The organism is Parafrankia sp. BMG5.11, assembly GCF_004337455.1.
The window spans coordinates 1-13536 of record NZ_SJXI01000066.1; the positions used below are offsets into that span (position 1 = coordinate 1).

The following is a 13536-nucleotide window of genomic DNA, read 5'->3' on the forward strand; positions in this document are numbered from 1 at the left end:
CTCGATCTCGTTGCGGATCTGGTTGACCCGCCCCGCGATCTGGTCCGCGTCGCCGGCACCCTCGACGATGGTGGTCTCGTCCTTGGTGATGACGACCTTGCGGGCGCGGCCGAGCAGGTCGACGGTGGTGCCCTCGAGCTTGAGGCCGACGTCCTCGGAGATGACCTGGCCGCCGGTGAGGACGGCGATGTCGGTCAGCATGGCCTTGCGGCGGTCACCGAAGCCCGGGGCCTTGACCGCGGTGCTCTTGAACGTGCCGCGGATCTTGTTCACGACCAGGGTCGCGAGGGCCTCGCCCTCGACGTCCTCGGAGATGATGGCCAGCGGCTTGCCGGCCTGCATGACCTTCTCCAGGATCGGGAGGAGGTCCTTCACCGCGGAGATCTTGCTGTTCGCGATCAGGATGTACGGGTCGTCGAGGACAGCTTCCATGCGGTCGGTGTCGGTGACGAAGTAGGGCGAGATGTAGCCCTTGTCGAAGCGCATGCCCTCGGTGAGCTCGAGCTCGAGCCCGAAGGTGTTGCTCTCCTCGACGGTGATGACGCCTTCCTTGCCGACCTTGTCCATCGCCTCGGCGATCATGCTGCCGATGGCCGGGTCACCGGCGGAGATGGAGGCGGTGGAGGCGATCTGCTCCTTGGTCTCCACGTCCTTGGCGACGCTGGAGAGCTCCTCGGAGACACGCTCGACGGCGGCCTCGATGCCCTTCTTCAGGCCCATCGGGTTCGCGCCGGCGGCGACGTTGCGCAGGCCCTCGCGCACCAGAGCCTGGGCGAGGATCGTGGCGGTGGTGGTGCCGTCACCCGCGACGTCGTTGGTCTTCTTCGCGACTTCCTTGACGAGCTCCGCGCCGATCTTCTCGTACGGGTCCTCGAGCTCGATCTCCTTGGCGATGCTGACGCCGTCGTTGGTGATCGTGGGGACGCCCCACTTCTTCTCCAGCACGACGTTGCGACCCTTGGGGCCGAGCGTGACCTTGACCGCGTCGGCCAGCTGGTTCATGCCGCGCTCCAGGCCGCGCCGTGCCTCCTCGTCGAAGGCAATGATCTTCGGCATGGTGTCTGGGTCCTCCCAGGGGGATGGCAGTTCGATGGCCTGGCCACAACGACGCCCGCGACGGACGGCTCCGACCCGGCCCCCGTGCGAACGGAAGGATGACCAGGAAGCCTCGTCGTTTCAGCCCTTGGCACTCCCATGGGGAGAGTGCCAAGTCCTGTTTAGCACTCGGCATGGGTGAGTGCAAGCTCGCCCCCCGTGTCCCATCGGCGTGGCGGCAGGCCGCCGAGGCCTCCCCGCCTGCGGCGACATCCACGGGAAATCGGTGTGGCCCCAGGCGGAATCGGTGTCGAACAACGCCATCCTGACCAGCCGCGCACAACTCCCCGCCCGGCTACGCGCACACGACGCCGACCGACCACCACCGGGCTCGGTTCGGCCCGCGACCGGCCCACCACCGGTTCGGGCTGGTCCACCGCTGGGTTCGGCCGGGCCATCGCCCGGTGCGCCCGGGCCCCACCGGCCCGTTCCGCGGGAGGCCCCGCCACCGCTGCGCGAGAGCCCCGGGCGCTGCCGCTCCGTGGGCCCGGGTGTCACCGTTCTGCGGGCGCCCGGGAGCCGCGGTTTCGCGCGGGTCCGGGCGCCGACGCTTCGTCGGGGAGAGCGGGAGGCTAGTCGTCGCCGAGGCCGGCGGCCTCGAACGCGGAGAGCGAGGGCGGGATCGTGGCGGTGGGGCCACCTGTGGAGACCAGGGGGTCGAGGGTCTTCAGCCCGTCGCCGGTGTTGTAGATCACCGTCTCGACGTCCGGGTCGAGGAGGCCCTCGTTCAGCAGGCGGCGCAGGCAGGCGACGGTGACGCCGCCGGCGGTCTCCCCGAAGATCCCCTCGGTGCGGGCCAGGAGGCGGATGCCGTCCACGATCTCGTCGTCGGTGACGTCGGTGATGGCGCCGCCGGTGCGGCGGGCGACGTCGAGGGCGTAGGGGCCGTCCGCCGGGTTGCCGATCGACAGCGACTTGGCGATCGTCGACGGCTTCACCGGGGCGACCGTGTCGGCGCCGCGGGCGTAGGCGGCGGCGACGGGGTTGCAGCCGGCGGCCTGGGCGCCGAAGACCTTGTACGGGGTGGGCTCGACGAGCCCGAGGCGGCCGAGCTCGCCGAACGCCTTGTCGACCTTGGTCAGCAGGGAGCCGGAGGCGATCGGCACCACGACCTGGCCGGGGATGCGCCAGCCGAGCTGCTCGGCGACCTCGTAGCCGAGGGTCTTCGAGCCCTCCGCGTAGAACGGCCGGACGTTGACGTTGACGAACGCCCACTCGTACTCGCCGGCCAGCTCGCTGCACAGCCGGTTGACGTCGTCGTAGTTGCCCTTGATCGCGACGAGGGTGCCGCCGTACACGGCCGTCGACACGGTCTTGCCGGCTTCCAGGTCGTGCGGGACGAGCACGACCGAGCGCAGGCCGGCGGACGCGGCGTGGGCGGCGACGGACTGGGCGAGGTTCCCGGTGGACGCGCAGGCGACGGTGTGGAAGCCGAGCTCGCGGGCGGCGGTGAGGGCCACCGAGACGACCCGGTCCTTGAACGAGTGGGTCGGGTTCGCGCTGTCGTCCTTGACCCACAGGGTGCGCATGCCGAGCTCGGCGGCGAGGCGCTGGGCGGGTCGCAGCGGGGTCCAGCCGGCGTCGAGGGAGACGCGCCGTTCGGCGACGTGCCCGGCGGGCAGCAGGCCGACGTACCGCCACAGGTTGGACGGCCCGGCCTCGATCGACGCCCGGGTGACCTTGCGCAGCCGGTCCTCGTCGTAGGCGATCTCGAGCGGCGCGAAACACTCGACACAGACGTGGGTGGCCGACAGCGGGTAGGTGGCACCGCAGTGACGACAGGACAGCGAGACGGCGGGGTTGGCGGCGTCCGGGCTCGGGAGAGTGGCGCGCTCGGGCGCGAGAGTCATGCGGAACTCCTCATCTTTCCCGGGAGCCGGCTGCGTCCCGGGTCGGAATTAGCACCTGCCGCGCATGGATGCGACGGTGGTTGCCGGGGCTTCGCTGGGCCGTTCCCTCTGCCCCTCTGGATGAGCCAGATGAAGTTGTCTGTCCGTACTGTAGACCGCGTGCGGACAGGCGTGCACCGGAGTTCCGGCGGTTTGCCGTGTGCCACAGGTGCTTCGATGACACGTCCTGAGGTGGGCCGCGGTCGGGTCGAGGGGCCGTGTGCCCGCGTCACCTGGGCCGCTTGCCGCCGGCCGCGATCTCGCCGGACCGACACCAGGGAGCCCGAAGCGTGAGCGTTCGTGTGGTCTACACCGATCTCGACGGAACGATGGTCGGCCCGCGGGGCTGCTTCTTCCGGGCCGAGGGCGGCGACACCACCCTTGACCCCGCCCGCGCACTCGTCGACCTGCACGACGCGGACATCGCGCTGGTGCTGGTCTCCGGGCGGACGAGGCCGCAGCTCGTGGAGGCCGCCGGGATCTTCGGCGCCGACGGGTTCATCGGCGAGCTGGGCGCGATCATCGGATGGAACACCGGGCTCGACACCGAGATCCTGCGCGGCGCGATGCCCGACTCGTTCGAGCGGGTGCCGGAGAGCCTGCTCGACGAGCTGATCAAGCTGCACCCCGGCCGCCTGGAGCTGCACACCCCCTGGCACACCGGCCGCGAGGTGGACGTCATGCTGCGTGGCCGGATCGACGTCGCCGAGGTGGACGGCTGGCTGGCCGAGTCCGGTTTCGGCTGGCTGAGCATGCGCGACAACGGGCTCATCTCACCGGCGCACATGCCCGATCTAGGCGTGCACCCGCACGTCTACCACCTGGTGCCGGACGGCGTCAGCAAGGGCGACGCCGTCGCGCACGACCTCAAGCGGCGCGGGGTGGACCCGGCCGAGGCGATCGCCATCGGCGACTCCGCCAGTGATCTCGCGATGGCCCGTTCGGTGGGGCGGATGCACCTGGTGGCCAACGCGGTGCGCCACCCGGACATCGCCGCGCTGCTCCCGGCCTACGACAACGTGGTGGTCGAGGACGGCCCGCTCGGTGCAGGTTGGGCCACCGCGGTGCGCGCCGCGCTCGGCGCCGGCTGACCGCGGGCCCCGTCGCGGCGGCCCTGCCGGGCGGCATTCCGGCGGCGCGCACCCGCGGTGCTTGCGGGTGGCGCCCCGACAGGGCACTCGATGGCCTACGCTCCGCTGTGTGCGTCACATGCCGGGCATCGGGGAGTTCACGGCGCCCGGGAGCGAGTACCCGGCCCAGGCCGATCTGCTGATCGCGTCGAACCGGGGGCCGGTGTCGTTCGTCGTCGGCGACGACGGCCTGCTGCATCCCCGGCGCGGCGGCGGCGGTCTGGTCAGCGGCCTGGCCCAGGTCGTCCAGGACACGCCCGAGGACGGCCGGGAGATCGTCTGGGTCTGCGCGGCCCTCAGTGACGCCGACCGGCGGGCCGCCCGCTCCGCTCCGGGCGGCCGCATCGACCGCAGCGGCTACGACACCGGCGGCGCCTCGGTGCGGATGCTGGACCTCGACCGCGTGCTGTTCGACCGCGCCTACAACGCGGTCGCCAACCGGACGCTCTGGTTCGTCCTGCACCTGTTGCATGCGCCGGCGACGGAGCCGAGCTTCGGCGCGTCCTTCCGCAAGGACTGGGCCGCCTACGAGGCGTACAACGCGGCGTTCGCGGACGCGCTGGCCGAGCTGGCGGCGCCGGGGGCGTGCGTGCTCGTCCAGGACTACCACCTGACGCTGGTCCCCGCCCGGCTGCGCCAGATGCGGCCGGACCTGCGGATAGCCCATTTCAGCCATACGCCGTGGTCCCCGCCGGAGTACTTCCGGATGCTGCCCGACGACGTGTCCGCGGCGATCCTGCACGGCATGCTCGGGGCGGACCGGCTCGGCTTCCTCGCCCCGGCGTGGGCGGCGGCCTTCCGCGACTGCTGCGCCGAGATCCTCGGCGCCGAGGTGGTGGGCGACACCGTCACCGCCGGCGGGCGCACCGTGCGCACCAGCCTGTACCCCCTTGGAGTGGACGCCGCCGAGCTGCGGGACCGCGCCGCCCGCCCCGACGTCCGTGCCCGCGCGGCCGAGCTGCGCGAGCTGGCGGGGGGCTGCCGCCTGGTGGTCCGGGTCGACCGCACCGAGCTGTCCAAGAACATCGTCCGCGGCCTGGACGCCTACCGCGAGCTGCTCCGCTCGCACCCGGAGTGGCACGGTCGGGTCATGCACCTGGTGTGCGCCTACCCGTCCCGCCACGACCTGCCCGAGTACCGCGAGTACACGGCGGCCGTCCAGCGCCTCGCCGCCGAGATCGAGGACGAGTTCGGGACGGACACCTGGCTGCCGGTGCACCTGGAGATCAACGACGACTTCCCGCGCTCGCTGGCCGCCATGACGCTCGCGGACGTCCTCGTGGTGAACCCGATCCGGGACGGGATGAACCTCGTCGCCAAGGAGGGGATGGTGGTCTCGGCCGACGGCGGGGTCCTCGTCCTCTCCCGGGAGGCGGGGGCGTGCTCGCAGATGGGCGCCGACGCGGTCGTGGTGAACCCGTTCGACGTGACGGCCACCGCGGAGGCGATGCACACCGCGCTGGTCATGCCGGCGGCTGAGCGGCGCGAGCGGGCCCGGCGGCTGGCCGCCGTCGCCGGTGAGCTGCCGCCGCGGGCCTGGTTCCGGGCGCAGCTGGACGAGATCCGCGGCCACGCGCCGGCGGAACCGGACCGCGCCGGCTGATCCGGTTCCCCGGGCCGGGCCGGCCCCCGAGCCCGGTTCCCGGGTCAGGCCCCGAGCGGCCGTCCCGGGTCATGCCTCGAGTCGACGTCGCGGGTCAGGCGCCGAGGCGGTCGGCGAGTACCTCCAGCAGGGTGACCATGCCGGTCGGGCCGCTGACGACCAGATCCGCCCGCTCGCGCAGCACGTCGGGCACCTCCGGGCTGTCGCTGCACACGGTGATCGCGCCCAGGCCGCCGGCCCGCAGCTCGTCGACCGCCTCGAAGGCGGGGAGATCCCCGTAGTCGTCGCCGGCGACGAGGACGGACCGGGCCGCCCGCTCGGCGACGAGCCCGCGCAGGGCACGGCCCTTGTCGTGACCGGGCGGGCGCAGCTCCAGGACCCGCTTGCCCGGCGCCGCCTCGAGCCCGTGCTCCTCGGCGAGCCTGGTCAGCGCCGGGGTGAGCGCCGCCAGCGCGGCGTCGGGGTCGGCGGTCCGCCGCACGTGGACGACCAGCGCGTGCCGCTTGTCCTCGACCGACGTCCCGGCCGGGGCGTCGTGCAGTGCGTCTGGCAGGGCCGAGCGCAGCGCCTCCACCCCGGGCAGTGGTTCCGGGGCGGTGGTCTGCCGGGTCTCGGCGTCCCACCGCTGCAGCCCGTACTGGCCGAGGACGAGCAGGTGCCCGAGATCGGTGAACCGCTCCACCCCGGTGAGCTCGAGGACGGCGTCCACCGGCCGGCCGGTGATGATCGCGACGGTGCCGACGCGGCGGGAGATCCGCCCCAGCGCGGCCATCGCGCCGGGCGCGGGCACCGCGTCGGAGGGCCGGGAGACGATCGGGGCGAGGGTGCCGTCGTAGTCGAGGGCGACGAGCGCCTTGTCCGGCGTCGTCAGCAGGGCGGCCAGGCCGGCGCCGCCGGCCAGGGTGCGCGGGGCGGGGGCAGGCTCGGCGGTGGCGTGGGCACCCGCGGGAGCGGGCGGCGAGGGCGCGGAGGAGTCGGTCACGATCCCTTCCCGGTCACGTCGTTTGTGAGGGATGGTGGCTGCTGGTGGGCCGTTGTCAGGGCTGGTCGTCGGTCGGGAAGTCACGGGTGACGACCAGGATCAGGGTGTCGGTCTCGATGATCCTCGTTTCTGCGCGGGGCACCATGCGCTCGACGCCGGGAACCGTCTCGAGCAGGGTGCGCGCGGCGTCGGCGTCCTCGGGATCGTAGAAGACGGTCGAAACCGGCACGTTGTACTGGCCCAGGTAGTTGCCGACCCGTTCGACCCGGAAGCCGGCCGCCTCCACCCGGTTGGCGGCGCTGTCCGCGAGACCCGCGATCCGGGAGTTGTTCAGCACGACGACGGGCGCGAAGACCTTCGGCGCCCCGGTGGCCGGGGCCGCGGGTGGCTGCGCCGGGGCGGATTGCGGCGTCGGTGACGGCCGCGGGCCGGGTGTCGGGCTGGGCGACCGGCTCGGGGTCGCCCGCTCCGACGGCGTCGGGCTGGAGGAGTCCTCGGGGCGGTCTGCGCCCTGCGCCGGCTCGCCCGAGGGGGCGGCGGGCTCGCCGGTCACCGCCGGGGCGGCGCCGTCGTCGGAGTCGCCGGACCCGTTGAACAGGTTCACCAGCAGAATTCCGGCCAGTACGGCCAGCACGGCCACCAGGGCGGCACCTGCCATGCGCAGGCGGTCACCACCCGGGTGTCGGGAGAAGTCGTGGGAGCCTCTGGGCACGGGCTCTCCTCAGGCGTCGTCGGAACCGTCGTCGCCGGGCTCACCGGCGTCGTCCACATGACCGGCGCGGGCGCGCCGGCGTTGCTCGCGCAGCCGCCGCAGTCGGCGGACGAGCATCGGGTCGGCGGCCAGCGCGGCCGGCGAGTCGATCAGAACGTTCAGGATCTGGTAGTAACGGGTTGACGACAGGCCGAACTCCGCCCGGATGGCGGCCTCCTTGGCGCCGGGATAGCGCCACCACTGGCTTTCGAAGGCGAGGACCCGGGCTTCCCGTTCCGTCAGCCCGTTGGCGCCGCGCCCGTTCTCGCCGGAGCCACCCTCGCCGCCGCCGGTCGCGCTCCCGCCTGCCGCCGCCTGGCTGGGCCCGGAGTTTTCCGGCCCTGAACCGGTTGGCCTGGAACCTGCGGGCCCTGGATCCGCGGGTCTGGATCCGGTGGGCCCGTGACCTACGGGTCCGGCGCTGGTGGGCCTGGAGTTCGCAGGCCCGGAACCCGCGGGCCTGGTGCCGGCGGGGCCGGAGCCGCCTGGGCCGGTGTGGCCGCCGGGGCCCGTGTCCGCGGAGCCGCTCCGCCCCGGGCGCGGCGACGAGGCCGGGCCCGGGACACTTCGGCGCCGGGCCTCGGCATGGGCGGCGTCCACGCTGGGACCTCCTTGTGGGCAGCCTCGCTACGGAGGCGCTCAAGCGGGCGTACGCGCACCACGGTCGCGTGGTCGCCGCCCACTATTTCACCCTGTGCGTCCGACATCCCCGTTCGTTCCCGGGACACACCCTGGCGCGTCGGTCACGCTGCCCCCGCACGGACCCGTCCGGTGGCACGGAGCCCGTCCGGTGGCGCCCGGGCCGGGCGGCCCGGGCGCGCCCTGCCCTACCGTTGAACTGTGCAACCGCCTGAGGACGGGCCCGGTGCCGCCCGGGGCGCCGACGACGGCCGCCGGTTCGCCCGGACGCCGGAGGACTTCGCGTGCCTGGTGTGCGGCGCCACCGTGCGCGGCGACGGGTACACGAACCACTGCCCGGCCTGCCTCTGGTCGCGGCATGTCGACGTCAACCCCGGCGACCGCGCGGCGCCGTGCCGCGGGCTGATGCGTCCTGTCGGGGTGGAGATGCGTGCGCGCGAGACCGTCCTGACTCACCGCTGCGAGAGCTGCGGGCACCTGCGGCGCAACCGGACCTCGCCCGCCGACGCCGAGTCCGCGCTGTTCGCGCTGGCCGCCCGGGTCGCGGACGAGGTGAGCCTGCGGGGCCCGGGCGACGCCGGCCTCAGGGGTGGGGCGGCCGTCAGGGGTACAGGCCGCGGGTCCGGTGCGCCTCGGCGACGCGGGCGACCCCGATGATGTGGGCGGCCGTCCGCAGGCTCACCCGCCGTTCGCGGGCCAGCGCCGACACCTCCTGGTAGGACCGCTGCATGAGAGCGCGCAGCCGGTCGTTGACCTGGTCCTCGGTCCAGAAGTACGCCTGGATGTCCTGCACCCACTCGAAGTAGGAGACGGCGACCCCGCCGCCGTTGGCGAGGATGTCGGGGACGATCACCGTCCCCTTGCCCGTCAGGACGTGGTCCGCCTCGGCGGTTACCGGCCCGTTCGCGCCCTCGACGATCAGCGGTGCCCGGACGCGGTCCGCGTTGCCGATGTTGATGACCCCCTCCAAGGCGGCGGGGACGAGCATGTCGACGTTCAGCTCGAGCAGCTCGGTGTTGGTGATCGTGTCGGTGCCCGGGTAGCCGACGACGGTGTCGGCCCCGCGGGCCAGGTGGCGGATCAGCGCGGACGGGTTCAGCCCCGCCCGGTTGTGGATGCCGCCCTTCACGTCCGACACCGCGACCAGCCGGCAGCCGGCGTCGTGCAGGTACTGGGCGGCCAGGGCGCCCACCTTGCCGAACCCCTGGACGGCGACCGTGGTCTCCCGAGGGTCCCGGCCGAGCTCGCGCAGCGCGGCGAACGCGGCGAGCTGGACCCCGCGGCTGGTCGCCCCGGCACGCCCGGCGGACCCCCCGATGGACAGCGGCTTGCCCGTGACGACTCCCGGGGCGGTGTGGCCGGTGTGCGTCGAGTAGGTGTCCATGATCCAGGCCATGGTCTGCTCGTCGGTGCCGACGTCCGGGGCCGGGATGTCCTTGTCCGGCCCGATCAGGGGGACGAGCTCGGCGGCGTACCGGCGGGTCATCCGCTCCCGCTCCTGCCGGGAGAGCAGCCCGGGCTCGACCGCGATGCCGCCCTTCGCGCCGCCGTAGGGGATCCCCATCAGCGCGCACTTCCACGTCATCCACATGGCCAGCGCCTTGACCTCGTCCAGGTCGCAGGCCGGGTGGTAGCGCAGCCCGCCCTTGGCCGGCCCGCGGGCGAGGTTGTGCTGAACGCGGTAGCCGGACAGGACGAGCAGCTGCCCGTCGTCCCGCAGCAGCGGGACGGAGACGGTGATCGACCGCCGCGGCGTGCGCAGCAGGTCGTGCATGCCGTCGTCGAGACCCAGGTGCTGGGCCGCGTCGGCGAGCTGCACGCACGCCGTGTCCCAGGCGGAGCCGGTCCCGAGGATCACAGAACACCTCCGCGGCGCGTCCGGCCACCCGTAACGCGCGGAGCGCGCCGTCGGGCTCCGCGCTCACGGGCGCAAATGCGCACCGTGGAGTGACTCCTGCTGTCGGTAGCAGGTACGTGGGCTCGAGGCACGTAACCGCTCGTGTGACGCTAGGTTGCGCAGCGTACTCGCATGGCTACGACTGTCCCACGTCGGTACCGCGCTCGCCGCCGCGACCGGTACCTTCCGGGGATCGTGAACAGCGCGGGAGTAGCAGGTCCGGCAGGACGGGCGCGCGGCCCGGCACGCTGGTACGCGGCCCTGCGAGGACGGCCGCTGGTCGTCCGGTGGGTCGTCAGCCGGGCCCTGCTGCTCACCCTGGCGCTGGCCGGCCAGGTGTTCGGCGCGCAGCAGAGCGTTCTCGGTGATGTCGATCTCTACCGGGAGTGGGGCCACACGCTCGTCGGTGACGGGACGGTGCCCGGGGACGAGAAATGGCAGTACCCGCCGGGCGCGGCGGTCGTCCTGGCGCTGCCCGCGGTGCCGCGCGAGCTGGCCGGCGTCCCGTATGAGGTGTCCTTCTACCTGCTGATGCTCGTCGTGGACGCGGTGCTCACCCGGGCGCTGGCCCGCCGCTCACCCGCGGCAGCCCGGTACTGGCTGCTGGCCACGCTCGCCCTCGGCCCGGTGATGCTGACCCGGTTCGACCTGGTGCCGGCGGCCGCGGCGCTGGCCGCGGTCCTCGCCCTGGACGGCTCCGCGCCCGGTGGCACCCATGGCTCCGGTGACGCTGAGCCTCCTGATGGCGCTGGTCGGCCGGGGCACTCCCGGCGCCTCCGCCCGTTCAGTTTTTTCGGTGCGCTTGGTTCACTCGGTCGTTTCGGTGGCTGGGTGGCGCTGGGCGTGGCGGTGAAGGTGTGGCCCGGGTTGCTCCTGGTGGCCCTGGGACGACGCGGGCTGACGCGCCCGGGCTCGCCGGTGCTGGGCCGGGTGGCGCGGATCGTGGCGGGTGCGGGTGTGACGGCGGCCGTCCTGGCCGCCGTCCTCGTGCTCGCCGGTTGGTGGCGGGGCGCGCTGGGGTTCCTGAACGCGCAGAGCGCCCGCGGCCTGCAGATCGAGGCGGTTCCGGCCACCCCGTTCGTCGTGGCGCGGATGCTCGGGATCGGCTCCGCCCCGGAGTACTCCTACGGGTCACTCCAGTTCGACGGCGGGCTCGCCAGGGCGGTGGCGACGGCCTGTTCGCTCGCCGAGGTGATCGTGATCGCCGCCGCGGTCCTGTGGTGGTGGGCGCGGCGGTCCCCTGGTCGGGCCGTGGACGCCTCCCCCCGGCCGGGCGGGGACGGTTCGATGGACGCGGAGGGCACATCGTCGGTTGCCGGGCGTGGCCTCGCGCTGGTCCTGCTGATTGTGATCACCTCGCGGGTGCTCAGCCCGCAGTACCTGGTCTGGCTGCTCGTCCTCGCCGCCGCCGCCGCCGTCCGCCCGTCCACCGCCGGCGCCGAGCGTGTGCGGGCCGAGTCATCGGACCACTCCGAGAGCACAGGCGGCCGGCTCGGGTGGTCCGGGTGGCGTGGGTGGCGTGGGCGGAAGGTCGACGCGGCGGGGCTGCTCGCCGTCTGCGCCGTGCTGTCGCAGGTCGTCTACCCGTGGCGCTACAACGACGTCGTGCAGGGGCGGGTCGTCGGCGGGCTGCTGCTGGTCGCGCGCAACGCCGTGCTCGTCACCGCGGCCTGGTACGCGCTTCGGGCCGCGGCGCGGGAATCGTCCGGCGACGGACAGTCGTCCGGCGACGGACCGCCGGCACAGTCGCCGCCGACACCACTGCCGCCGACACCACCACCAGGGCAGCGCCGAGCAGCGGGTCGGCCCGGCCGAGCAGTCGCCAGGTGGCGGCGAGCGGCGACAGCGTCGCGAGGCACAGCCAAACCGACGTGACGGCGATCAGCCCGACGGCCGCGCGGGTCTGCCGTCCGGGCGGGGATGGGGCGAGTGCGACCAGCGCGGCCAGGAACGGCACGCTCAGAGCGAGATACCACGGGTAGACCACGGGGGAGCCGAGCACCAGGGCCATCCCCCCGAAACCCACGACAACCAGGTCGTCCCGGCGGCCGGGCTCCGGCCCGGTCGGCCTGACGGCGTCGGGCGTGAGCGGCCGGGTGGCCTGTGCCGCCGGTCGCGCCGGCCAGGTCCGCAGCGCGAGCCAGGCTACGGTCAGGCCGACAACGGCCAGCACGAGGGCGCGGGTGGCGCCGAGCACGGCGTCGGAGTCTCCGGGCCACTCGAGGCCGACGATCCGCGGCGCCAGGTCGACGAGGGTCGCGAAGACCGAGGCGGGCGCGATGCCGGTCTCGAGCTTGCCCGAGGTGGCCAACGCGCCTATCCAGGTCGGCCCGAATCCGCCTGCGGCCATCCCGGCCAGCAGCGCCAGGGCCGCCGCCACGGTGTCCGCGGCGAGCGCCGTCCCGATCGTCGCCGCGCGCCGGCCGGGCCGCCCGGTGGCCGCGGCCGGTCCGGAGTGCCAGGCATCGCGGACGTGGACGAAGACCAGCCAGCCGGCGCCGAGGAACGCGGTGGCCTTCACGCTGCCCGCCAGACACGCGAAGGCCACCGCGGTGGCGCCGAGAGCCCAGCTGGGAGCGCGACCGGTCCCGCGGCCACGGTCGATCACCAGCGCCGCGACGAGCAGCGCTGCGGCGAGGGCGTCCAGGTGCGCGCCGCCGACCAGATGAATGATCACAAACGGGTTCGCAGCCAGCAGCGCGAGCACGATCGCCACCGTTCGACCAGAACGGCACCGACCAGAACGGCCACCCTGGTCCGCTCGGCGCGGGCCGCCGGGCAGCCTCAGGGCCAGGGCGACCAGGAGCACGGTCGAGATCAGGGCGACCACCCGCAGCGCGGCGACCGTCCCGGCCGCGCCGGTCCCGAGCAGGTCACCGAGCGCCGCGCACGCGCGTTCGACACCCACCCCCAACCCCCCGTAGGGGGCGTGTGTGTCGCGCCACCGCGGATCGACCGCGGCGATGAACAGACCCCCGCCTGCCTCCCGCGAGAGCAGGCTGTTGATGCCGTGCGTCGCCGGGTCGAGACCGTGCCGGGCGAGCTCGCCCTGGGCGGCGTAGGCGTAGACGTCCCGGCTGAACAGCGGCGGTCCCACCGCGAACGGGACGGCCCACGCGAGCGCGGCGGCGCCGGCCGCCCGCGGCGAGATCGTCCCGCGGCGCGCGCGTGCCAGCAGGAGCAGCCAGCTCAGGCAGAGCCCGATCACGGCCAGCCCGGCTGTGGCGGCAAGCACGCCCCTGGCCGTGTCCGCGGGCTGTCCGGATGGGAGAATTCCCCACCAGGACGACGGGTCGGCCACTTCAGGATCTCGCGGCCCGAGCCGAGCCTCACTGATCATGGCGAGCGCGGCGGCGATCGCGCCGGCCAGGATCAGCCGCCACGCGGGCCGGTCGCCGGCCCCTCGGTCGACGCGGCCGTGCGGCTCGGGATGGGATGGTCCCACGAGCTCGGCGGGGCCGTCCGCCCGAACGGCCGCGCCCCGACGGGCGGCCCGTGGGTCGCCCTGGGTGGTCACGGCGCCGGACGGACCGGCGGCGGAAGGTGGGGA

10 protein-coding genes and 1 riboswitch are annotated in these 13536 nt (G+C 74.0%); of the genes, 3 read left to right on the forward strand and 7 right to left on the reverse strand.

All coding sequences use genetic code 11. The features are described from left to right. A partial coding sequence (groEL, locus tag E0504_RS36790) for a chaperonin GroEL (protein ID WP_131626763.1) occupies positions 1–1056 on the reverse strand: 1056 nt, incomplete at its 3' end. Positions 1057–1667: 611 nt separating this feature from the next. Beyond that, on the reverse strand, positions 1668–2945 hold the full coding sequence (gene thrC / locus E0504_RS36795; protein ID WP_012157620.1) for a threonine synthase: 1278 nt from the start codon (positions 2943–2945) through the stop codon (positions 1668–1670). Between the two features lie 7 nt (positions 2946–2952). Beyond that, positions 2953–3072: riboswitch (SAM riboswitch) on the reverse strand. 202 nt (positions 3073–3274) lie between these two features. Here thrC and E0504_RS36800 point away from each other — a divergent pair. Continuing rightward, positions 3275–4075 carry an HAD hydrolase family protein gene (locus tag E0504_RS36800; RefSeq protein WP_112104717.1) on the forward strand — a complete coding sequence of 267 codons (801 nt, stop codon included), beginning with the start codon at positions 3275–3277 and terminating at the stop codon, positions 4073–4075. Positions 4076–4193: 118 nt separating this feature from the next. Further along, positions 4194–5717, forward strand: coding sequence for a trehalose-6-phosphate synthase (locus tag E0504_RS36805; RefSeq protein WP_112104718.1), 1524 nt, complete (start codon positions 4194–4196; stop codon positions 5715–5717). 94 nt (positions 5718–5811) lie between these two features. Here E0504_RS36805 and otsB read toward each other — a convergent pair whose 3' ends face one another. Genes otsB through E0504_RS54540 form a run of 3 tightly spaced genes read right to left on the reverse strand, consistent with a single transcriptional unit; the run spans position 5812 to position 8050 of the window. Then, the gene (otsB, locus tag E0504_RS36810) at positions 5812–6699 is read right to left on the reverse strand and encodes a trehalose-phosphatase (RefSeq protein ID WP_071060784.1); all 888 of its coding nucleotides are present in this window, start codon (positions 6697–6699) and stop codon (positions 5812–5814) included. Positions 6700–6754: 55 nt separating this feature from the next. Further along, complete coding sequence (locus tag E0504_RS36815; RefSeq protein ID WP_112104719.1) at positions 6755–7411, reverse strand: LytR C-terminal domain-containing protein; 657 nt, start codon at positions 7409–7411, stop codon at positions 6755–6757. 9 nt (positions 7412–7420) lie between these two features. Further along, complete coding sequence (locus tag E0504_RS54540; RefSeq protein ID WP_071060788.1) at positions 7421–8050, reverse strand: DUF3263 domain-containing protein; 630 nt, start codon at positions 8048–8050, stop codon at positions 7421–7423. 240 nt (positions 8051–8290) lie between these two features. Here E0504_RS54540 and E0504_RS36825 point away from each other — a divergent pair, with 240 nt between their 5' ends. Next, positions 8291–8746 carry an RNHCP domain-containing protein gene (locus E0504_RS36825; RefSeq protein WP_012157626.1) on the forward strand — a complete coding sequence of 152 codons (456 nt, stop codon included), beginning with the start codon at positions 8291–8293 and terminating at the stop codon, positions 8744–8746. Here E0504_RS36825 and E0504_RS36830 read toward each other — a convergent pair. Both E0504_RS36830 and mptB read right to left on the reverse strand, forming a co-directional pair. Further along, positions 8691–9947: a Glu/Leu/Phe/Val dehydrogenase gene (locus E0504_RS36830; RefSeq protein ID WP_071060792.1), complete on the reverse strand. Its 1257-nt coding sequence runs from the start codon at positions 9945–9947 to the stop codon at positions 8691–8693. The two genes, E0504_RS36825 and E0504_RS36830, sit on opposite strands and share 56 nt — an antisense overlap. A 1699-nt stretch (positions 9948–11646) precedes the next feature. Next, a complete protein-coding gene (gene mptB, locus E0504_RS50745) occupies positions 11647–13503 on the reverse strand; it encodes a polyprenol phosphomannose-dependent alpha 1,6 mannosyltransferase MptB (RefSeq protein WP_165938728.1) in 1857 nt (618 codons plus the stop codon). Positions 13504–13536 lie beyond the last annotated feature (33 nt).

Excerpts from the sequence above, each read along its gene's own strand:
- E0504_RS36805 (WP_112104718.1), top strand. The coding sequence starts at position 4,194 with ATGCCGGGCATCGGGGAGTTCACGGCGCCCGGGAGCGAGTACCCGGCC.
- thrC (WP_012157620.1), bottom strand. The coding sequence starts at position 2,945 with ATGACTCTCGCGCCCGAGCGCGCCACTCTCCCGAGCCCGGACGCCGCC.